The 20,901-nt window shown below is 55.3% G+C and carries 19 protein-coding genes; 13 read left to right on the top strand and 6 right to left on the bottom strand.

Annotated elements, in window-relative coordinates; all coding sequences use genetic code 11:
* Positions 1–35 precede the first annotated feature (35 nt).
* The 4 genes from endA to metK form a co-directional block, all read right to left on the bottom strand.
* Entirely contained in the window at positions 36–743 is a 708-nt protein-coding gene (gene endA / locus M8318_RS14490; protein ID WP_262663317.1) for a deoxyribonuclease I, read from the bottom strand.
* 94 nt (positions 744–837) lie between these two features.
* On the bottom strand, positions 838–1,335 hold the full coding sequence (locus M8318_RS14485; protein WP_262663316.1) for a SprT family zinc-dependent metalloprotease: 498 nt from the start codon (positions 1,333–1,335) through the stop codon (positions 838–840).
* A gap of 72 nt (positions 1,336–1,407) precedes the next feature.
* Entirely contained in the window at positions 1,408–2,805 is a 1,398-nt protein-coding gene (gene galP / locus M8318_RS14480; RefSeq protein WP_106994355.1) for a galactose/proton symporter, read from the bottom strand.
* A 208-nt stretch (positions 2,806–3,013) separates the two neighbouring features.
* On the bottom strand, positions 3,014–4,168 hold the full coding sequence (gene metK, locus M8318_RS14475) for a methionine adenosyltransferase (protein WP_262663315.1): 1,155 nt from the start codon (positions 4,166–4,168) through the stop codon (positions 3,014–3,016).
* A gap of 420 nt (positions 4,169–4,588) precedes the next feature.
* Between metK and M8318_RS22790 the strand changes: the two genes are divergently transcribed.
* The 4 genes from M8318_RS22790 to speB all read left to right on the top strand — a co-directional run bounded on the left by M8318_RS22790 (position 4,589) and on the right by speB (position 8,073).
* Positions 4,589–4,741, top strand: coding sequence for a hypothetical protein (locus tag M8318_RS22790; protein ID WP_456298747.1), 153 nt, complete (start codon positions 4,589–4,591; stop codon positions 4,739–4,741).
* An 87-nt stretch (positions 4,742–4,828) separates the two neighbouring features.
* Complete coding sequence (gene yqgB, locus M8318_RS14470; RefSeq protein WP_146145527.1) at positions 4,829–4,960, top strand: acid stress response protein YqgB; 132 nt, start codon at positions 4,829–4,831, stop codon at positions 4,958–4,960.
* A gap of 8 nt (positions 4,961–4,968) precedes the next feature.
* A complete protein-coding gene (gene speA, locus M8318_RS14465) occupies positions 4,969–6,945 on the top strand; it encodes a biosynthetic arginine decarboxylase (RefSeq protein WP_262663314.1) in 1,977 nt (658 codons plus the stop codon).
* Between the two features lie 207 nt (positions 6,946–7,152).
* Positions 7,153–8,073 carry an agmatinase gene (gene speB / locus M8318_RS14460; RefSeq protein WP_059307233.1) on the top strand — a complete coding sequence of 307 codons (921 nt, stop codon included), beginning with the start codon at positions 7,153–7,155 and terminating at the stop codon, positions 8,071–8,073.
* Between the two features lie 42 nt (positions 8,074–8,115).
* Here the strand turns inward: speB and loiP are convergent, their stop codons facing one another.
* Entirely contained in the window at positions 8,116–8,874 is a 759-nt protein-coding gene (gene loiP, locus M8318_RS14455) for a metalloprotease LoiP (RefSeq protein ID WP_262663313.1), read from the bottom strand.
* A 279-nt stretch (positions 8,875–9,153) separates the two neighbouring features.
* On the opposite strand from loiP, the gene tkt reads away from it, so the two are divergent.
* The 7 genes from tkt to M8318_RS14420 all read left to right on the top strand — a co-directional run bounded on the left by tkt (position 9,154) and on the right by M8318_RS14420 (position 17,609).
* Complete coding sequence (tkt, locus tag M8318_RS14450) at positions 9,154–11,145, top strand: transketolase (RefSeq protein WP_262663312.1); 1,992 nt, start codon at positions 9,154–9,156, stop codon at positions 11,143–11,145.
* 356 nt (positions 11,146–11,501) lie between these two features.
* On the top strand, positions 11,502–12,521 hold the full coding sequence (gene epd, locus M8318_RS14445) for an erythrose-4-phosphate dehydrogenase (protein WP_106994362.1): 1,020 nt from the start codon (positions 11,502–11,504) through the stop codon (positions 12,519–12,521).
* Between the two features lie 49 nt (positions 12,522–12,570).
* Positions 12,571–13,734, top strand: coding sequence for a phosphoglycerate kinase (gene pgk / locus M8318_RS14440; protein WP_106994363.1), 1,164 nt, complete (start codon positions 12,571–12,573; stop codon positions 13,732–13,734).
* Between the two features lie 89 nt (positions 13,735–13,823).
* On the top strand, positions 13,824–14,903 hold the full coding sequence (gene fbaA / locus M8318_RS14435) for a class II fructose-bisphosphate aldolase (protein WP_166183909.1): 1,080 nt from the start codon (positions 13,824–13,826) through the stop codon (positions 14,901–14,903).
* Positions 14,904–15,090: 187 nt separating this feature from the next.
* Positions 15,091–15,948 carry a small-conductance mechanosensitive channel MscS gene (locus tag M8318_RS14430; protein ID WP_106994365.1) on the top strand — a complete coding sequence of 286 codons (858 nt, stop codon included), beginning with the start codon at positions 15,091–15,093 and terminating at the stop codon, positions 15,946–15,948.
* Between the two features lie 141 nt (positions 15,949–16,089).
* Entirely contained in the window at positions 16,090–16,725 is a 636-nt protein-coding gene (gene argO, locus M8318_RS14425) for an arginine exporter ArgO (RefSeq protein ID WP_262663311.1), read from the top strand.
* Positions 16,726–16,817: 92 nt separating this feature from the next.
* Entirely contained in the window at positions 16,818–17,609 is a 792-nt protein-coding gene (locus tag M8318_RS14420; RefSeq protein WP_225758106.1) for an oxidative stress defense protein, read from the top strand.
* A gap of 59 nt (positions 17,610–17,668) precedes the next feature.
* On the opposite strand, the gene argP is transcribed toward M8318_RS14420, so the two are convergent.
* Positions 17,669–18,562, bottom strand: a complete 894-nt coding sequence (gene argP, locus M8318_RS14415; protein WP_262663310.1) for a DNA-binding transcriptional regulator ArgP — start codon at positions 18,560–18,562, stop codon at positions 17,669–17,671.
* A 150-nt stretch (positions 18,563–18,712) separates the two neighbouring features.
* Here argP and rpiA point away from each other — a divergent pair, with 150 nt between their 5' ends.
* On the top strand, positions 18,713–19,372 hold the full coding sequence (gene rpiA / locus M8318_RS14410; RefSeq protein ID WP_262663336.1) for a ribose-5-phosphate isomerase RpiA: 660 nt from the start codon (positions 18,713–18,715) through the stop codon (positions 19,370–19,372).
* 267 nt (positions 19,373–19,639) lie between these two features.
* Positions 19,640–20,872 carry a phosphoglycerate dehydrogenase gene (gene serA / locus M8318_RS14405; RefSeq protein ID WP_262663309.1) on the top strand — a complete coding sequence of 411 codons (1,233 nt, stop codon included), beginning with the start codon at positions 19,640–19,642 and terminating at the stop codon, positions 20,870–20,872.
* Positions 20,873–20,901 lie beyond the last annotated feature (29 nt).

The raw sequence follows: 20,901 nt of genomic DNA, 5'->3' as shown, positions 1-20,901 counted from the left end.
GGTATACGTAAAGAAACAGTTGCCGCTAGTGTAGGTTAGCTCTTTTGCGCCTGGCAAGCGCGCTGGACGTACGGGTTATGATTCCCCTGCACTTTAGCAATGCGTTCGTCGCGCAGGCACTCCCAGGCGGTCACCGGATAGAGCTTATCCCAGGCGTTAAACAGCTGAGTTTGCTGGCGGGAGAGGGTCAGTTGGTATTGATCGCGCATATAGAAGTAGGTGCGGGCGATGCTGCCCCGGGCACGGGCGGGTGGTTCGGCGAGCTTCTCTTTGAAGTCTACCTTCATGGCGCACTGACCATACTGGCCTTCGCCGCCGTTCCACTGGCTGTACATAAAGTTGCCGCGATCGCCATTCACCTCGCCCACGGCGGGTTGCAGGTTATGCATATCGCTCTCTATCTGGCGATAGACCGGGTCTTTGGCACAGTTTTTACGTCCGCCGTCCTGCCAGCACTGACGCTGGTGGCCGAACTGCCAGGCCGGGACGACATGTTCCCATTCAATGCGGCTGGCGCGGTTCTCGTTTTTACGCACTTTGTAACCACAGGAGGCCAGATCGACGACCCCTTTTTTGCCCTGCCAGTTAATTTTGCACCCGCAGTAAAAATCGCCGGCGACGTCAGCGTTGACCTTCACCCCTGCGGTTTTTGCCTGAGAGAAACTGTGGATACCTTCAGCCAGCGCATGGCCTGAAAACGCCGTCGTCAGAAACGCGACTGCGAGAGAGAAATTACGGGACATCGTGAACTCCGTATCAAAACGAGCCCGCAACGTAACGAAAGTTGTTCCTGTATGCAATCAGGCAGATCATGAATGTTCCTGATGATTCTGCCGCTTACTCCGCAATAAGAGGGTTGCCGCACTTCACGCAGCGGTAGGTAGCTTCGCCCCGCACCACCCGGTTATGGCGACGCACGGTGAGCTGGTGCTGCTGACACGGGCAGCGGTAAGGGAAGGTATTGCGCCGTACTGAATCAAGCTCGAACTGGTGCGTGCGACGTGCCGGCACGCCAAGCACCGCTTCCATCATCCATTTCCACTCTTTGCCATGAGGCGCCACGCGGCCAAAGTGCTTCCACACCAGCAGGTGCGCCAGCTCATGCGGGACCACTTCGTCGATAAAAGCCTGCTGATTTTCCAGCATCAGGACCGGGTTAAGGCGGATCTCATACGCATCCAGCCAGGCAGTGCCGGCTGCGGTGCCGCGCTGTTGCCAGACCAGTTTCGGTTCAGGGTAGTTCCGGGCAAGCTTCAGATTGGCCTGGGCCAGGTTATCACGCAGGCTGCGCATGGCGGCTTGCTGAAGCGCAATGGGGAGACGGGGTGTTTTCATAGCGGCAGAGCATAGAGTTTGTTGCGGGGCGGTGCAAGTGGCTTCCTCCCGGGCGGGAGGAAGCCGAAAGGATCAGTCGTGAGCGCCGATTTCGCGCAGCGGACGACCTTTCATCAGGTTGCGTTCAATATGTTCCAGCGACACATGTTTGGTTTCAGGAACCAGCCACAGGGTCAGGACGATAAACAGCAGGTTCAGACCGCCGTAGACCCAGAAGGTGTTGGCGTTGCCAAACGTATCGAGCATGGTAAGGAAGGTTGCGCCGACGATCATGTTGGCGATCCAGTTAGTAGCGGTGGAGCAGGTGATACCGAAATCGCGGCCTTTCAGCGGCTGGATCTCAGAACACAGGACCCAGATCAGCGGACCGGCGCTCATCGCAAAACCAACGATAAACATCAGCAGCATCGCCACGGCAGCATACTGTGCGGTGGTGGAGTGGATGCCCATATGCATCATCGTGCCCAGCACGCCCATGCCGATCGCCATCACCAGGAAGCCCAGGGTCAGCGTCGGTTTACGGCCCCAGCGATCCACCAGACCGATGGCGATAAAGGTTGCAAGCACGTTGGTCAGACCGACAATCACCGTGCCCCACATCTGCTCGGTGGTGTTGCTGTAACCCGCCAGTTCAAAGATTTTTGGCGCGTAATACATGATGACGTTCATCCCGGTGAACTGCTGCATCACCTGCAGCAGCACGCCCAGGAATACCGCCCGGCGGAAGTTACTGTTCTCTTTAAACAGCGCCCAGCCACTCTGTTTGATCTTCAGGCTTTCGCGGATCTCTTCCAGCTCGCGTTTCGCTTCTTCACTGGTATCACGCAGGCGCAGCAGCACGCGCTCCGCATCATTAAAGCGCCGTTTGGCCGCAAACCAGCGCGGGCTGTCAGGCAGGAAGAAGACGCCAATCAGCAGCAGGATTGCCGGGATAATAATCACACCCAGCATCCAGCGCCATGCGCCGCTGTAGCTGAACGCGGTATCGGAAAGGTAAGCACCGAGAATACCGATGGTGATCATCAGCTGGTACATGGAGATCATGCTGCCGCGAATTTTCTCCGGCGCGATTTCCGACAGGTAAAGCGGTGCGGTATAAGAGGCAACACCCACCGCCAGGCCCAGCAGTACGCGGGAGATAATCAGTACTTCCACATTAGGTGCTGCGGCGGAAAACAGTGAACCGGCGACAAACAGAATGGCACCAATCATCAGGCTCTTTTTACGCCCGAGCTTAAAGGAAAGCCAGCCGCTGCCCACTGCGCCGACTGCCGCACCGAACATCATCGAGCTCACCACCCACTCCTGGGTGTGGGAGTTGATCTGGAATTCATCCGTAATAAACGGCAAGGCCCCGGCAATAACGCCGATATCAAGACCGAAAAGTAATCCTGCCAGAGCGGCAAGGAAGCAGACGAAGAAGGTCATCGTCTTGTTAGACGTCCGCCCCTGTTTTTTATTGTCAGGCATTTTGCCCTCCATTTGGCTTAGCTGTTTCATCAATGTAAAGATTTGATTAGGAAACAGTAAAAGTATGTCAGAGGGGGAGGCGTGACAAAGAGAGTATTCCGAAAGGGACTGATTTTATTTGGGTGTAAGCGATTTCATGGCGGGCGTTATGCAGCGGAAAACAAAAAGGCCAGCACGAGGCTGGCCTTTCAGGAGCACTGTCAGTCGATTATTTCAGACCGGCAGCTTCACGCAGCTGGGCGGCTTTGTCGGTTTTTTCCCATGGGAAATGTTCGCGACCAAAGTGACCGTAAGCGGCGGTTTCTTTGTAGATTGGGTGCAGCAGATCCAGCATCTGGATCAGGCCGTATGGACGCAGGTCGAAGAACTCACGCACCAGCAGGGTCAGCTGCTCCGTTGGCACTTTTTCGGTACCGAAGGTTTCAACCATGATGGAGGTCGGTTCTGCCACGCCAATCGCGTAGGAAACCTGAATCTCACAACGGTCAGCCAGGCCAGCCGCAACGATGTTTTTGGCAACATAACGTGCAGCGTACGCAGCAGAACGGTCAACTTTAGATGGATCCTTACCGGAGAACGCGCCGCCACCGTGACGCGCCATGCCGCCGTAGGTATCAACGATGATCTTACGACCGGTCAGACCGCAGTCGCCCATTGGTCCACCGATAACAAAACGGCCCGTTGGGTTGATGAAGAATTTGGTTGAGGCATTCAGCCACTCGGTCGGCAGAACCGGCTTGATGATCTCTTCCATCACCGCTTCCTGCAGAGATTTCTGGTCGATATCTTCTGAGTGCTGAGTGGAGAGAACTACCGCGTCGATGCCGACAATTTTGCCGTCGTCGTACTGGAAGGTAACCTGGCTTTTCGCATCCGGACGCAGCCACGGCAGGGTGCCGTTTTTGCGCACTTCAGCCTGACGCTGCACCAGACGGTGAGCATAGGTGATTGGCGCTGGCATCAGCACGTCGGTTTCGTTGGTGGCGTAGCCAAACATCAGGCCCTGGTCGCCCGCGCCCTGCTCCAGCGGATCGGCACGGTCAACGCCCTGGTTGATGTCAGGGGACTGTTTGCCGATGGCGCTCAGTACGGCGCACGAGTTGGCATCAAAGCCCATATCAGAATGCACATAGCCGATTTCACGCACGGTGTTACGGGTGATCTCTTCGATATCAACCCATGCACTGGTGGTGATTTCACCGCCAACCATTACCATGCCGGTTTTGACATAGGTCTCACAGGCAACGCGCGCTTTCGGATCCTGCTCGAGGATCGCATCCAGCACCGCATCGGAGATTTGGTCAGCAATTTTATCAGGATGTCCTTCTGATACAGACTCGGACGTAAACAGGTGTTTTGCCATGTTTTAATTTACCTAAGGAGAATTTGTTTAGCTCAAACTGTCGTGTGGGATAGCCGTGGCAGGTTTTTCCACCAGGACTTGCAGATGATGACACTGGCAGTCTGAGTGTTAATCAGTATGGATGGATTAACATCTGGATGGCTATTTTAGGTCACATCTTCGCCCGATTTCCAGCTTTTTTTGTATATACGCCTACGGCCTTGAAAACCCAACTGGAAATTTTTGCTGACGGTCCCGGCAATGCGCACATTTATATTTTGCATTTTCCCTGTCTTGTCGGTATAAAACGCGGCGCGCGGCTCATACAAAAAAGCACACGACGTTCCTTCGTGTCGCCACTTCCAGCCGGGTAAAGCAGTGAACTTTTAGCTTTAACTTGTCGCGAGTTTTATCAGGCTTGCGTGGAGGTGATACGAGATAATGAACCGTCGTTTTCCGCTTAGTCAGTTCTGCCTTTCAGGCCGGAACATGCTCCCCGCCATTCGCATTTCTAATCTGCAAACCTGCCGATGTTATACCCATCTCGGCGCTTCTCAGGATTCCAGGGCTGGTACGATGCTTTGTGAAGTCTGAACAAGGGCGCTCTTGTAAATACAAGAGTTTTCTCGTGGTTTCGCCGGACCTTGTCATACAGAGTTCGGATACGTGTTTTACAATGATATGAATAAGAAACCGGTGGCACGCCCCGGCTTTCAGCATTCTGTGCTGGAAATCCGGTCGGATAATGGGTTGTTATCGCAGATTGACGCTGCGATAGTAGTCAACTGTTTTACACTGAATAGTAAGAATTGAGGTTCGCTATGTCTGACGACATGTCTTCGTTTTCGCCTTCGTCAGCAGGCGAACAGGGTGTACTACGTTCTATGCAGGAGGTTGCGATGAGCTCCCAGGAAGCCAGCAAGATGCTGCGCACTTACAATATTGCCTGGTGGGGCAATAACTACTACGACGTCAATGAACTGGGCCACATCAGCGTCTGCCCGGATCCTGACGTACCGGAAGCGCGCGTCGATCTCGCAAAACTGGTGAAAGCGCGTGAAGCGCAGGGGCAGCGTCTGCCTGCACTGTTCTGCTTCCCGCAGATCCTGCAGCACCGTCTGCGTTCCATCAACGCCGCCTTCAAACGCGCGCGTGAATCTTACGGTTACAACGGCGACTATTTCCTTGTTTATCCGATCAAGGTGAACCAGCATCGTCGCGTTATCGAATCCTTAATTCACTCCGGCGAACCGCTGGGTCTGGAAGCCGGTTCCAAAGCGGAGCTGATGGCGGTACTGGCCCATGCCGGCATGACCCGCTCGGTGATCGTCTGTAACGGCTATAAAGACCGTGAATACATTCGTCTGGCGCTGATTGGTGAGAAGATGGGCCACAAGGTCTATCTGGTCATCGAGAAGATGTCCGAGATTAATATCGTGCTGGAAGAGGCCGAGCGTCTAAACGTGGTGCCGCGCCTTGGCGTGCGTGCGCGTCTGGCCTCGCAGGGCTCCGGGAAGTGGCAGTCCTCCGGCGGCGAAAAATCCAAATTTGGCCTTGCGGCGAACCAGGTTCTGCAGCTGGTCGAAATCATGCGCGATAGGGGTCGTCTGGACAGCATTCAGCTCTTGCACTTCCACCTCGGTTCGCAGATGGCCAACATCCGTGATATCGCCACCGGCGTGCGTGAATCGGCCCGTTTCTACGTCGAGCTGCATAAGCTGGGCGTGAACATCCAGTGCTTCGACGTCGGCGGTGGCCTGGGCGTGGACTATGAAGGGACCCGCTCGAAGTCTGACTGCTCGGTGAACTACGGCCTGAACGAATACGCCAACAACATCATCTGGGCGATTGGCGATGCCTGTGAAGAGAATGATCTGCCGCACCCGACGGTGATCACCGAGTCCGGACGTGCGGTTACCGCGCACCACACGGTGTTGGTATCGAACATCATCGGCGTGGAGCGCAACGAATACACCGAGGCGACACCGCCGGAAGACGATGCGCCGCGTGCCCTGCAAAGCATGTGGGAAACCTGGATTGAGATGCACGAGCCGGGCACCCGTCGTTCACTGCGTGAATGGCTGCACGACAGCCAGATGGATCTGCACGATATTCATACCGGCTATTCATCCGGGGCGTTCAGCCTGCAGGAGCGTGCATGGGCCGAGCAGCTGTATCTGAACATGTGTCACGAAGTGCAGAAACAGCTCGACCCGAGCAACCGTGCGCACCGTCCGATTATCGACGAGCTGCAGGAGCGTATGGCGGACAAGATGTACGTCAACTTCTCCCTGTTCCAGTCGATGCCGGATGCCTGGGGTATCGACCAGCTGTTCCCGGTTATGCCGCTGGAAGGGCTGAATCAGATCCCTGAGCGCCGCGCGGTGCTGCTGGATATCACCTGTGACTCCGACGGGGCGATCGACCACTACATCGACGGGGATGGCATCGCCACCACCATGCCAATGCCGGAGTACGATCCGGAGAACCCGCCAATGCTGGGCTTCTTTATGGTCGGGGCGTATCAGGAGATCCTGGGCAACATGCACAACCTGTTCGGGGATACCGAAGCGGTTGACGTGTTTGTCTTCCCAGACGGCAATGTGGAAGTGGAGCTCTCTGACGAGGGGGACACCGTGGCGGATATGCTGCAGTACGTGCAGCTCGATCCGAACAAGCTGCTGACCCAATTCCGCGATCAGGTGAAAAAGACCGATCTGGACGATGCGTTGCAGAAACAGTTCCTGGAAGAGTTTGAAGCGGGTCTGTACGGCTATACGTATCTGGAAGACGAGTAAGCATTCTTCCCTCTCCCCTCTGGGGAGAGGGTTAGGGGTGAAGCCCGCACAATGCCCTATACTCACTTGAACCCGTATGAAATAGCGGCGATAATCCGCCGCAACAGGCACTATTCAAATCAATCCCTTCCTCGTCGGGTTTAACGACGCGGAGGGGATTTTTTTTCATCTATTTTTAATGCACCGACGTTATAAAGAGGTCAGGACATGAGCACTTTAGGCCATCAGTACGATAACTCCCTGGTATCTAACGCTTTTGGTTTTTTACGCCTTCCGATGAATTTCCAGCCGTACGACAGCGATGCGGACTGGGTGATCACCGGGGTGCCGTTTGATATGGCGACATCCGGTCGTGCCGGTGGCCGTCATGGCCCGGCAGCGATCCGTCAGGTCTCCACTAACCTGGCCTGGGAGCACAACCGTTTTCCGTGGAACTTCGACATGCGCGAGCGCCTGAACGTGGTTGACTGCGGCGACCTGGTCTATGCCTTCGGTGATGCGCGTGAAATGAGCGAAAAACTGCAGGCCCACGCTGAGAAGCTGCTGGCTGCCGGCAAGCGTATGCTCTCCTTCGGGGGTGACCATTTCGTGACCCTGCCGCTGCTACGCGCTCACGCCAAGCATTTCGGTAAGATGGCGCTGGTGCATTTTGATGCCCATACCGACACCTACGCGAACGGCTGCGAATTTGACCACGGCACCATGTTCTTCACCGCGCCGAAAGAAGGCCTAATCGATCCAAACCACTCCGTGCAGATCGGGATTCGTACCGAGTTCGATAAAGACAACGGCTTCACCGTGCTGGACGCGGGTCAGGTTAACGATCGCGGCGTGGATGACATCATCGCTCAGGTGAAGCAGATTGTTGGCGATATGCCGGTATACCTGACCTTCGACATCGACTGTCTGGATCCGGCCTTTGCGCCTGGCACCGGCACCCCGGTGATCGGCGGCCTGACCTCCGATCGCGCCATTAAGCTGGTACGTGGCCTGAAGGATCTGAACATCGTAGGTATGGACGTGGTGGAAGTCGCGCCTGCTTACGACCAGTCCGAGATCACTGCGCTGGCCGCGGCGACCCTGGCACTGGAAATGCTCTACATCCAGGCGGCGAAAAAAGGCGAGTAATAAAGAGAGGCCGGGACAGGTTGCCCGGCCTGTTTTTCGAGGTTATTTAATGCCGTCGGTGGCCATGCGATCGCGAATATGCTGCGCACGTGCCGCAGAAGCAGGGTGGTCGTCAAACATTGAGCTTTGACGGCCCGCTTCCTGTTGAGCCAGTTTTTCGAAGCTGGTGGCTAAGCCCAACGGGTTGATGCCGCGTTTGCGCAACAGATCGTAAGAGTAGTCATCGGCCTCGGATTCCTGACGCTGGGAGAACTGGGAATTAACCAGTTTTTCACCGAGATCGCCAAGCTGCGACTGGGACAGGCTCCCGACAATGCCCCCGGCAGACGCTGCCGCCACGCGCACGGCGTTGGTACCAAGCGCCACCTGCATCCCTTTCTTCACGTGGCCGAGCGCAACGTGACCCATTTCATGCCCAATCACCGCTTCGACTTCGTTATCGGTCATCATGTCCATCAGCCCGCTGTAGACGCGGATGCAGCCGTTGGCCATCGCGAAGGCGTTGACATCTTTAGCCATATACACCTTGTAGTTCACCGGCTGGCCATTGATGTTGTCGCCAAGCGCAGAAGCAATCTTATCCAGACGCTGAGCGTAAGTGCTGCCTGCAGGGGCGATGGTGGCTTTACCGTCCATCTCCTTACAGGCCTCGTCGCTTAACGTTTTAACCTGAGCATCGCTCAGGGAGTAGGCCTGAAACGCCTCTGCCCCGGAGCTCATCAGACCGCCAGAGTCCATATTCTGACACCCGCTCAGCAGGAGCGTCGTTCCCAGAGCCAGCACTATTGCACGCATTTTCATTAGGTTGCTTCCGCACTCGTTAAACACGATAAATTCTGAAATTACATCACGGCAGCGAGGCCGGAGTACCCTGAGTATAAAGAATATAAACGAAGGCGGGCGAGAAGATTGCGCAACGTGCGAGCCTGTTCCAGAGATTTCTTAACAGGCAAAAGAATGGTCCATGTACATGCTTTGTCGCTTGGGTTACATTGTTGGCACTTTTTTCTGGCGTAGCCCAAAACGCGCTGTCGTCAAGCCGAAACGGGCATGGCCTTCAACATCCGATCTGGAGTCAAAATGTCCTCACGTAAAGAGCTTGCCAATGCTATTCGTGCGCTGAGCATGGATGCTGTACAAAAAGCTAAATCCGGTCACCCGGGCGCCCCAATGGGCATGGCTGACATTGCCGAAGTCCTGTGGCGTGATTTCCTGAACCACAACCCGAACAACCCGGCATGGGCTGACCGCGACCGTTTCGTGCTGTCTAACGGCCATGGCTCCATGCTGATCTACAGCCTGCTGCACCTCACCGGCTATGCACTGCCAATCGAAGAGCTGAAAAACTTCCGTCAGCTGCACTCCAAAACTCCAGGTCACCCGGAAGTGGGTTACACCGCAGGCGTAGAAACCACCACCGGCCCGCTGGGTCAGGGTATTGCTAACGCCGTGGGTATGGCGATTGCTGAGAAGACGCTGGCGGCGCAGTTCAACCGTCCTGGTCATGACATTGTTGACCACTTCACCTATGCGTTCCTCGGCGATGGCTGCATGATGGAAGGTATCTCTCACGAGGTATGCTCCCTGGCCGGTACCCTGAAACTGGGCAAACTGGTTGCGTTCTATGACGACAACGGCATCTCCATCGATGGCCACGTTGAAGGCTGGTTCACCGACGATACCGCAGCACGTTTCGAAGCCTACGGCTGGCACGTGGTGCGTGGCGTTGACGGTCACGATGCTGAAGCGATTAAACGTGCAGTAGAAGAAGCACGCGCTGTAACCGACAAGCCATCCCTGCTGATGTGCAAAACCATCATCGGTTTCGGTTCCCCGAACAAAGCTGGCACCCACGACTCTCACGGTGCACCGCTGGGTGACGCAGAGATCGCCCTGACCCGCGAACAGCTGGGCTGGAAACACGCCGCGTTTGAGATCCCATCTGAGATCTACGCCCAGTGGGATGCCAAAGAAGCCGGTCAGGCGAAAGAAGCTGCATGGAACGAGAAGTTCGCGGCCTACGCTAAAGCTTTCCCTCAGGAAGCGGCTGAATACACCCGTCGTATGAAAGGTGAGATGCCGGCAGACTTCGACGCCAAAGCGAACGAATTCATTGCTAAGCTGCAGGCTAACCCGTCCAAAATCGCCAGCCGTAAAGCGTCCCAGAATGCCATCGAAGCCTTCGGCCCGTGGCTGCCGGAGTTCCTCGGCGGCTCCGCTGACCTGGCACCTTCTAACCTGACCATCTGGTCTGGTTCTAAAGCGATCAACGAAGATGCTGCCGGTAACTACATCCATTACGGTGTACGTGAATTCGGTATGACTGCGATTGCCAACGGTATCTCCCTGCACGGTGGTTTCCTGCCGTACACCTCCACCTTCCTGATGTTCGTGGAATATGCCCGTAACGCGGTGCGTATGGCTGCGCTGATGAAACAGCGTCAGGTGATGGTTTACACCCACGACTCCATCGGTCTGGGCGAAGATGGCCCGACTCACCAGCCGGTTGAGCAGGTTGCTTCTCTGCGTGTGACCCCGAACATGTCCACATGGCGTCCATGTGACCAGGTTGAATCCGCGGTAGCGTGGAAATATGGCGTTGAGCGTCAGGACGGCCCGACCGCACTGATCCTCTCCCGTCAGAACCTGGCTCAGCAGGATCGTACCGAAGCGCAGCTGGCGAACATCGCTCGCGGCGGTTACGTACTGAAAGATTGCGACGGTCAACCACAGGTGATCTTCATCGCGACCGGTTCTGAAGTTGAACTGGCGGTGGCGGCCTGGGATCAGCTGGCAGGCGAAGGCGTGAAAGCGCGCGTGGTTTCCATGCCGTCTACCGATGCCTTTGACAAGCAGGACGCGGCGTACCGTGAATCCGTGCTGCCGAAAGCGGTCTCCGCTCGTGTGGCTGTGGAAGCGGGTATCGCTGACTACTGGTTCAAATACGTGGGCCTGAACGGCGCAATCGTCGGCATGACCACCTTCGGTGAGTCTGCTCCGGCTGAGCAGCTGTTCGAAGAGTTTGGCTTCACCGTTGAGAACGTGGTCGCGAAAGCGAAAGAACTGCTGTAATTGCTGTTTTGCCCGGTGGCGCTACGCTTACCGGGCCTACAAATGGCCCGAAAGTAGGCCGGGTAAGCGCTAGCGCGCCACCCGGCTTTTTTGTATCTACTATTCCTCCTGCATGTAACTACGCTGTGAATTATTCCATTAAAAATGTGACGCAAGTCATATAGCTGGCTTATTGGTCCGGGCGCTCATTCCCTTTATTCCACGTTTCGCTTATTCTTGCTGAAGCGTTTCAGTCGATTAAACGTTCGACAAATGACCAATCAGTTGGAGTTTGTGACAGGCGAGGATTCCCCTCAGAGCGTTGCTGGATTACTCTGTCAGCCACCTCGAATCAGGGAAAGCTTTGCAGGAGACTTATGACCGTACGCGTAGCGATTAATGGTTTCGGTCGCATCGGACGTAACGTGGTTCGTGCTTTATATGAATCCGGGCGCCGGGCGGAAATGACCGTGGTGGCCATCAATGAACTGGCCGATGCCGCAGGCATGGCGCATTTATTGAAATATGACACCAGCCATGGGCGCTTCGCCTGGGACGTTCGTCAGGAGAGAGAGCAGCTGTTCGTCGGTGATGACGTGATTCGTGTGCTGCACGAGCAGACGATCGACGCCTTACCCTGGCGTGAGCTGGGCGTGGATGTGGTGCTCGACTGTACCGGTGTCTACGGCAATCGCGAACACGGCGAAGCCCATCTGGCGGCTGGCGCGAAGAAAGTGCTCTTCTCACATCCTGGCAGTAACGATCTCGATGCCACGGTGGTTTATGGCGTTAACCATCATGAGCTGCAAGCGGAACACCGCATCGTCTCCAATGCCTCCTGCACCACCAACTGTATTATTCCGGTCATCAAACTGCTGGACGATGCCTATGGCATTGAATCGGGCACCGTGACCACGATTCACTCCGCCATGCACGATCAGCAGGTCATTGACGCATACCACCCGGACCTGCGACGCACTCGCGCGGCGAGTCAGTCGATTATCCCGGTGGATACCAAACTGGCGGCCGGGATTACCCGAATTTTCCCCCAGTTTGAAGACCGTTTTGAAGCTATCGCCGTGCGTGTTCCTACCATCAACGTGACGGCGATCGACCTCAGCGTGACCGTGAAAAAACCGGTAAAAGCCTGTGAGGTCAACCTGTTGCTGCAAAAAGCGGCACAGCAAGCATTTCATGGTATAGTTGACTATACGGAATTACCGTTGGTCTCAGTAGATTTTAACCACGATCCGCACAGCGCCATTGTTGATGGCACCCAAACGCGCGTGAGTGGGGCGCATCTGATCAAAACGCTGGTCTGGTGTGATAATGAATGGGGCTTTGCTAACAGGATGCTCGACACCACGTTAGCCATGGCCGCACAAGGTTTCAGGTAAGGCGCCTGTTGCGTCTGCAAAACTTTAAGAATCAACGAGAGGATTCACCATGTCTGTAATTAAGATGACCGATCTGGATCTGGCAGGTAAACGCGTTTTCATCCGTGCGGATCTGAACGTACCGGTTAAAGATGGGAAAGTCACCAGCGACGCACGTATCCGTGCCTCTCTGCCAACCATCGAACTGGCACTGAAGCAGGGTGCAAAAGTGATGGTCACCTCCCACCTGGGTCGTCCGACCGAAGGCGAGTACAACGAAGAATTCTCTCTGCTGCCGGTTGTTAATTACCTGAAAGACAAACTGTCCAGCCCGGTACGTCTGGTTAAAGACTACCTGGACGGCGTTGAAGTTGCTGAAGGTGAACTGGTTGTTCTTGAAAACGTTCGCTTTAACAAAGGCGAGAAGAAAGACGACGAAACCCTGTCCAAAAAATACGCTGCCCTGTGCGACGTGTTCGTAATGGATGCTTTCGGTACTGCTCACCGTGCGCAGGCTTCTACTCACGGTATCGGTAAATTCGCTGACGTCGCCTGTGCAGGTCCACTGCTGGCAGACGAACTGGAAGCACTGGGCAAAGCTCTGAAAGAACCAGCGCGTCCAATGGTTGCTATCGTTGGCGGTTCTAAAGTCTCTACCAAACTGACCGTTCTGGACTCTCTGTCCAAAATCGCTGACCAGCTGATCGTCGGTGGCGGCATCGCCAACACCTTCGTTGCCGCTCAGGGCCACAACGTGGGTAAATCCCTGTACGAAGCAGACCTGGTTGACGAAGCAAAACGCCTGCTGACCACCTGTGACATCCCGGTTCCGACTGACGTTCGCGTGGCGACTGAGTTCTCAGAAACCGCTACCGCTGAGCTGAAGTCTGTCTCTGACATCAAAAATGAAGAGCAGATTCTGGACCTGGGCGATGCCTCTGCAGAAAAACTGGCTGAGATCCTGAAGAATGCGAAAACCATTCTGTGGAACGGCCCGGTTGGCGTGTTCGAATTCCCGAACTTCCGTAAAGGTACTGAAATCGTGGCTAACGCGATTGCAGACAGCGACGCATTCTCCATTGCTGGCGGCGGTGATACTCTGGCAGCAATCGATCTGTTCGGTATTTCCGACAAGATCTCCTACATCTCCACTGGCGGCGGCGCATTCCTCGAATTCGTGGAAGGCAAAGTTCTGCCAGCAGTAGCCATGCTCGAAGAGCGCGCTAAGAAGTAAGCCATTTTAGGGCAGGGAAACCTGCCCAATTTTCAGCGTGCTTTTAAGAGCTCGCCCCTTTCCAAGGCCGAAGATACAGGACTCGCAACATGTCTAAAATTTTTGATTTCGTAAAACCTGGCGTGATCACTGGTGATGACGTTCAGAAGGTGTTCCAGGTAGCAAAAGAAAACAACTTTGCTCTGCCAGCTGTTAACTGCGTCGGTACCGACTCAATCAACGCCGTACTGGAAGCCGCAGCAAAAGTTAAAGCTCCGGTAATCGTTCAGTTCTCTAACGGCGGTGCTGCGTTTATCGCAGGTAAAGGCGTGAAAACTGACGTTCCTCAGGGCGCGGCAATCCTGGGTGCAATCTCTGGCGCACATCACGTACACCAGATGGCTGAGCACTACGGTGTTCCGGTTATCCTGCACACTGACCACTGCGCTAAGAAACTGTTGCCGTGGATCGACGGTCTGCTGGACGCGGGCGAAAAACACTTCGCAGCAACCGGTAAGCCACTGTTCTCTTCTCACATGATCGACCTGTCTGAAGAGTCTCTGGAAGAGAACATCGAGATCTGCTCCAAATACCTGGCGCGCATGGCCAAAATGGACATGACTCTGGAAATCGAACTGGGTTGCACCGGTGGCGAAGAAGACGGTGTGGACAACAGCCACATGGACGCTTCTGCCCTGTACACTCAGCCAGAAGACGTTGATTACGCTTACACCGAGCTGAGCAAAATCAGCCCGCGCTTCACCATCGCTGCCTCCTTCGGCAACGTACACGGCGTGTACAAGCCAGGCAACGTGGTTCTGACCCCGACCATTCTGCGTGATTCTCAGGAATACGTTTCCAAGAAACACAACCTGCCGCACAACAGCCTGAACTTCGTCTTCCACGGCGGTTCCGGTTCTTCTGCTCAGGAAATCAAAGACTCTGTAAGCTACGGTGTTATCAAAATGAACATCGATACCGACACCCAATGGGCAACCTGGGACGGTATCCTGCAGTACTACAAAACCAACGAAGCTTACCTGCAGGGCCAGCTGGGCAACCCGAAAGGCGAAGACCAGCCGAACAAGAAATACTACGATCCACGCGTATGGCTGCGTTCAGCCCAGGCCTCTATGGTGACGCGTCTGGAGCAAGCATTCAAAGAGCTGAACGCGGTTGACGTTCTGTAATTTGTACTGCTGATAGCCTCAGAAAGCCCGCGTTAATCGCGGGCTTTTTTTATGCTTTTTCAACTGGCTACAACCACTATTTATGTGATCTGTTTGGCAAAACCCCTGCTTTTGTTTACCCTTTACTAACTTGCCTGCCTCGATGGGGGATGCATTTTTATGGTCTGGCTTAGATAAGGAATTTTGAATGGAAGATCTCGGTGTTGTAGATAGCATCAATAACGCGGGCTCCTGGCTGGTGCGCAACCAGGCGTTGCTGTTGAGTTACGCCGTAAATATTGTGGCGGCCATCGCCATTATCATCATCGGTATGATCGTGGCGCGCATCATCTCTAACGCCGTCAACCGCGTGATGCGGGCGCGTCATATTGATGCCACGGTGGCAGATTTCCTCTCCGCACTGGTGCGCTATGGCGTTATCGCGTTTACGCTGATTGCGGCTCTGGGTCGTGTCGGGGTGCAAACGGCGTCGGTGATCGCCGTGCTGGGTGCCGCCGGTCTGGCAATTGGTCTGGCCTTGCAGGGCTCGCTGTCGAACCTGGCGGCCGGGGTACTGCTGGTGACCTTCCGTCCGTTCCGCTCTGGTGAATATGTTGATCTCGGCGGCGTGGCCGGTACCGTGCTGCAGGTGCAGATCTTCTCTACCACCCTGCGCAGCGCGGATGGCCGCATGGTCGTGATCCCGAACGGGAAAATCATCGCCAACAACATCATTAACTTCTCTCGTGAACCGGTCCGTCGTAATGAGTTCATCATTGGCGTGGCGTACGATTCGGATATCGACAAGGTGAAGCAACTGCTCACCAACATCATCGAATCGGATGACCGAATTCTCAAAGATCGTGAGATGACCGTTCGCCTGAACGAGCTGGGTGCTTCATCGATCAACTTTGTGGTGCGCATCTGGAGCCACAGCGGTGATCTGCAGAGTGTTTACTGGGATGTGCTGGAACGCGTGAAACGCGACTTTGATGCCAACGGTATCAGCTTCCCGTATCCGCAGATGGACGTGAACTTCAAGCGTGTGAAAGAGCCGGCGGAATAACGTTTTCCCGGTAACCCGGCATGCGCAATGCGTGTCGGGTTTAATTAGTTCTGCTTATTGCCAATTAATATTATCCATTTCCTCTTATTATCCTCCCGCAGTATAGTCTGCCCTCAAGACATCTTTCTGAGATTAATTTCCATGTTATCTTTTTACATTCAAGGGTTTATGATTGGCGCGGCGATGATCTTGCCTCTCGGCCCGCAAAATGCGTTCGTCATGAATCAGGGCATTCGTCGTCAGTATCATCTGATGATTGCGTTGCTCTGCGCGGTGAGCGATATGCTCCTGATCTGCGCCGGAATTTTTGGCGGTAGCGCGCTGCTGATGCAGTCCCCCTGGCTGCTGGCGCTGGTGACCTGGGGCGGCGTCGCGTTTTTGCTGTGGTATGGCTTTGGCGCCCTGAAAACGGCGATGGGCAGCAATATTGAGCTGACCAGCGCCGAAGTGATGAAGCAGGGGCGCTGGAAAATTATCGTCACCATGCTGGCGGTCACCTGGCTCAACCCGCATGTTTATCTGGATACTTTTGTGGTGCTGGGCAGCCTGGGCGGGCAGCTCGATGCAGAGCCGAGACGCTGGTTTGCACTGGGTACCGTCAGCGCCTCTTTCCTGTGGTTCTTTGGGCTGGCGCTGCTTGCCGCCTGGCTGGCTCCCCGCCTGCGCACCGCCAAAGCCCAGCGCATTATCAACGGCCTGGTCGGTGTGGTGATGTGGGTTATCGCTTTCCAGCTGGCGAAAGAGGGGATTCATCACATCAGGGAACTATTCGACTAAGCGTTGTCTTATGGACATTCGACCAGCAGCCGCTAAGCTTGCTGGCATGCGCCCTGCTACATGGGCACTCTTCGCAACATGGAGGAATAAAAGTGAAGTTGAATGTAATCGCCCTTGCGGCATTAATGGGTTTTGGCGCAGCATCCGTTCAGGCCAGTGAACTGCCTGATAGCCCGCACATTGTGACCTCCGGCACCGCAAGCGTTGATGCGGCTCCGGATATCGCCACCTTAGCCATCGAAGTGAACGTGGCGGCTAAAGATGCCGCTACCGCCAAGAAACAGGCAGACGATCGCGTTGCGCAATATCTCTCTTTCCTGGAGCAGAACGGTGTCGCTAAAAAAGATATCAACTCTGCCAACCTGCGCACTCAACCGGATTATGACTATAAGGATGGCAAAAGCATCCTGAAAGGTTACCGCGCGGTACGTACCGTGGAAGTTACGGTGCGTCAGCTTGATAAGCTCAACTCCCTGCTGGATGGCGCGCTGAAAGCGGGTCTGAACGAAATCCGTTCTGTCTCCCTGGGCGTTGCGCAACCTGAGAAGTATAAAGACGAAGCGCGTAAAGCGGCGATTGATGATGCCGTGCGTCAGGCGCAGCAGCTGGCTTCTGGCTTTAACAGCAAGCTGGGCCCGGTTTACAGCGTCCGTTACCACGTCTCTAACTATCAGCCGAGCCCGATGGTGCGCATGATGAAAGCGGAAGCGGCGCCGGTCTCCGCGCAGGATACCTACGAACAGCCAACCATCCAGTTTGATGATCAGGTTGACGTGGTGTTCCAGCTGGAGCCAGCGCAGGGCCAGCAGCAGAACCAGCAGGTTCAGCAGACTCAGCCGGTTCAACAGAATCAGCAGCAGGATACAGCAACTAAAGCACCGTAAGTCTGGTATTCAGCACAGAAAAAAGGCCGGGTTAGCGTTAATGCGACCCGGCCTTTTTATTAATCCTGGCGCAGGACTTTGCGTCCATGGGCCAGCAGCGCGTCGGTGACGTTGCGCATCATCCGGCTTTCCGGCGCAAAGCGGTGCCAGTAAAGCATACGGCGCTGATGTAAGCCTGGCGTCAGGTCGATCAGCTCGCCACTGTTCAGTTCTTTCTCGATCTGCAGATGCGGGATCATGCAGCAGGTGGTGCCCTGACGTGCCAGCTGCACGAAGGCTTCGGAGGAGTTCACGATATGGCAAGGTACGCTGCCCGGCGGCAGGTCGAAGTTCTGCTGTAAAAACGCCTGATGCATGTCATCAAGATGGTCAAAGGCCACGGCAGGCGCTTTCAGCAGCGCCGCGCGGGTGACGCCATTCGGGAAGTAACGCTCGGCAAAGGCTTTTGAGCCAACGAACAGATAATCCAGCGCCCCCAGCTGATCCACCAGGCAGCTTGGCAGCGCCTGAGGCTGGATACTGACTGCACCCACTACTTCACCGCGGCGCAGACGCTCCTGGGTACGGGTTTCATCTTCAACCTGCAAATTGAGACGGATAGGCGAATCGGCCAGCACCGGGGCGAGGGCAGGGAGAAGCCAGGTTGCCAGACTGTCGGCGTTGACCGCCAGAGAGAGCAGCAGCGGCGTGGAGCCGGTCTGTTCATCGCCCAGCCACTCATCTTCCAGCAGCTCAACCTGACGCAGCAGCGCCAGCAGCTTTTGCCCCTGTTCGGTTGGACGCGGCGGCACGGTACGAACCAGCAGCGGTTGCCCGAACATGTTTTCAAGCTGTTTGATTCGTTGTGAAACAGCGGATTGGGTAATGCACAGCTTTTGTGCTGCGCGTTCGAATCCGCGTTCACGAATAACGGCATCAAGCGCCTGTAATGTTCTGTAGTCCGGACGTTTCATTGCTCTGGCTGACTCCCACAAAATTCAATACGTCGCACTATGACATAAATTTATGTTTGATACAGACGAAATTGGTGACCTCGCAGATCACATGGCGCAGGCGAATGCTCTATAATGCGCGTCACGCAAAATCACCACGGGCACGAGATCATGACGCAGGATGAACTGAAAAAAGCAGTAGGATGGGCCGCTCTCCAGTATGTACAGCCGGGAACCATTGTCGGCGTGGGCACAGGGTCAACGGCAGCACACTTTATTGATGCGCTGGGCACCATGAAAGGCCAGATCGAGGGGGCGGTTTCCAGCTCTGATGCCTCCACGGAAAAGCTGAAAAGTCTGGGGATCACCGTTTTCGATCTCAACGACGTTGACCGTCTGGGGATCTACGTCGACGGCGCGGATGAGATCAACGGCCATATGCAGATGATCAAGGGCGGTGGCGCGGCGCTGACGCGTGAGAAAATCATCGCCTCCGTGGCGGACAAGTTTATCTGTATCGCCGATGCCTCCAAGCAGGTCGATATCCTCGGCAACTTCCCGCTGCCGGTTGAAGTGATCCCGATGGCGCGCAGCGCGGTTGCCCGCGAGCTGGTGAAACTCGGTGGCCGCCCGGAATACCGTCAGGGCGTGGTGACGGATAACGGGAACGTGATTCTGGATGTTCGCGGTCTGGAGATCCTCGACGCCGTGGCGCTGGAGAATGCCATCAACGGCCTGCCAGGCGTGGTAACCGTAGGGTTATTCGCCAATCGTGGCGCGGACGTCGCGCTGATCGGTACTGCCGATGGCGTCAAAACCATCGTGAAATGATCTGACGGGGGGAGTCTCCCCCCGCTAACTTTTTTTGCAACAGCGATATTCGGTGACTTGTGTCACATTTCTAATTCTCTCCTGACGATCCTGCCGCTTTTGTATTCCTCTACAGCATATTTCACTGCCAATTGGCGCTGTATGACATTTCTTCAGAGTGCCGACGCAAACGTTCATATTGCTGCAATAGTTTTTTTTGATATGTTGGCTGGAGCGGATTTCAATCCAGCACAACAACAGTTCAGACAATCAGACAGGGTCGGGGAAATGGCAAAGGTATCACTGGAGAAAGACAAGATTAAATTTCTGCTGGTCGAAGGGGTGCATCAGAAAGCACTGGATAACCTTCGTGCGGCAGGTTACACCAACATCGAATTTCACAAAGGCGCGCTGGATACCGAACAGCTGAAAGAGTCGATCCGTGATGCCCACTTCATTGGCCTGCGATCCCGTACCCACCTGACTGAAGACGTCATTGCCGCTGCAGAAAAACTGGTCGCGATTGGCTGCTTCTGTATCGGCACCAACCAGGTCGATCTCAATGCTGCTGCGAAGCGCGGTATCCCGGTATTCAACGCGCCATTCTCCAATACCCGTTCCGTGGCGGAGCTGGTGATCGGTGAACTCCTGCTGCTGCTGCGCGGTATTCCTGAAGCCAACGCCAAGGCTCACCGCGGAATCTGGAATAAACTGGCATCCGGCTCTTTTGAAGCGCGTGGTAAAAAGCTGGGGATTATCGGTTACGGCCACATCGGCACGCAGCTGGGCATTCTGGCGGAATCGCTGGGGATGCACGTCTTCTTCTACGATATCGAAAACAAGCTGCCGCTGGGGAATGCCACTCAGGTTCAGCATCTCTCCGACCTGCTCAACATGAGCGATGTCGTGAGCCTGCACGTGCCGGAAAACGCCTCCACCAAAAACATGATGGGTACAGAAGAGCTGGCGCTGATGAAGCCGGGCTCGCTGCTGATCAACGCCGCGCGCGGTACGGTAGTGGATATCCCGGCGCTGTGCGAAGCCCTGAAAAGCAAACATCTGGCGGGTGCTGCCATCGATGTCTTCCCGACCGAGCCGGCGACCAACAGCGATCCGTTCACCTCGCCGCTGTGTGAGTTCGACAACGTGATCCTGACTCCGCACATCGGGGGTTCTACTCAGGAAGCGCAGGAAAACATTGGACTCGAAGTGGCCGGTAAGCTGAGCAAATACTCTGACAACGGCTCAACCCTGTCGGCGGTCAACTTCCCGGAAGTCTCTCTGCCGCTGCACGGCGGACGTCGTCTGCTGCACATCCACGAAAACCGTCCGGGCGTGCTGACGGCCATTAACCAGATCTTCGCTGAGCAGGGCGTGAACATCGCCGCACAGTATCTGCAAACTAACGCCCAGATGGGTTATGTGGTTATCGATATCGAAGCGGATGAAGACGTTGCAGAGAAAGCGCTGCAGGGGATGAAGGCTATTCCAGGCACGATTCGCGCGCGTCTGCTGTACTAATCTGATGCCCGGCGGCGCTTCGCTTGCCG

The organism is Leclercia tamurae, assembly GCF_025566055.1.
In the GTDB taxonomy this organism is placed as follows: Bacteria; Pseudomonadota; Gammaproteobacteria; order Enterobacterales; family Enterobacteriaceae; genus Enterobacter; species Enterobacter tamurae.
This window is presented reverse-complemented; position numbering and strand designations above follow the sequence as displayed.

Bases quoted from the DNA above. Each gene is read 5' to 3' on its own strand.
- endA (WP_262663317.1), bottom strand. From the start codon at position 743: ATGTCCCGTAATTTCTCTCTCGCAGTCGCGTTTCTGACGACGGCGTTT.
- M8318_RS14485 (WP_262663316.1), bottom strand. From the start codon at position 1,335: ATGAAAACACCCCGTCTCCCCATTGCGCTTCAGCAAGCCGCCATGCGC.
- galP (WP_106994355.1), bottom strand. From the start codon at position 2,805: ATGCCTGACAATAAAAAACAGGGGCGGACGTCTAACAAGACGATGACC.
- metK (WP_262663315.1), bottom strand. From the start codon at position 4,168: ATGGCAAAACACCTGTTTACGTCCGAGTCTGTATCAGAAGGACATCCT.
- M8318_RS22790 (WP_456298747.1), top strand. From the start codon at position 4,589: ATGAACCGTCGTTTTCCGCTTAGTCAGTTCTGCCTTTCAGGCCGGAAC.
- yqgB (WP_146145527.1), top strand. From the start codon at position 4,829: ATGAATAAGAAACCGGTGGCACGCCCCGGCTTTCAGCATTCTGTGCTG.
- speA (WP_262663314.1), top strand. From the start codon at position 4,969: ATGTCTGACGACATGTCTTCGTTTTCGCCTTCGTCAGCAGGCGAACAG.
- speB (WP_059307233.1), top strand. From the start codon at position 7,153: ATGAGCACTTTAGGCCATCAGTACGATAACTCCCTGGTATCTAACGCT.
- loiP (WP_262663313.1), bottom strand. From the start codon at position 8,874: ATGAAAATGCGTGCAATAGTGCTGGCTCTGGGAACGACGCTCCTGCTG.
- tkt (WP_262663312.1), top strand. From the start codon at position 9,154: ATGTCCTCACGTAAAGAGCTTGCCAATGCTATTCGTGCGCTGAGCATG.
- epd (WP_106994362.1), top strand. From the start codon at position 11,502: ATGACCGTACGCGTAGCGATTAATGGTTTCGGTCGCATCGGACGTAAC.
- pgk (WP_106994363.1), top strand. From the start codon at position 12,571: ATGTCTGTAATTAAGATGACCGATCTGGATCTGGCAGGTAAACGCGTT.
- fbaA (WP_166183909.1), top strand. From the start codon at position 13,824: ATGTCTAAAATTTTTGATTTCGTAAAACCTGGCGTGATCACTGGTGAT.
- M8318_RS14430 (WP_106994365.1), top strand. From the start codon at position 15,091: ATGGAAGATCTCGGTGTTGTAGATAGCATCAATAACGCGGGCTCCTGG.
- argO (WP_262663311.1), top strand. From the start codon at position 16,090: ATGTTATCTTTTTACATTCAAGGGTTTATGATTGGCGCGGCGATGATC.
- argP (WP_262663310.1), bottom strand. From the start codon at position 18,562: ATGAAACGTCCGGACTACAGAACATTACAGGCGCTTGATGCCGTTATT.
- rpiA (WP_262663336.1), top strand. From the start codon at position 18,713: ATGACGCAGGATGAACTGAAAAAAGCAGTAGGATGGGCCGCTCTCCAG.
- serA (WP_262663309.1), top strand. From the start codon at position 19,640: ATGGCAAAGGTATCACTGGAGAAAGACAAGATTAAATTTCTGCTGGTC.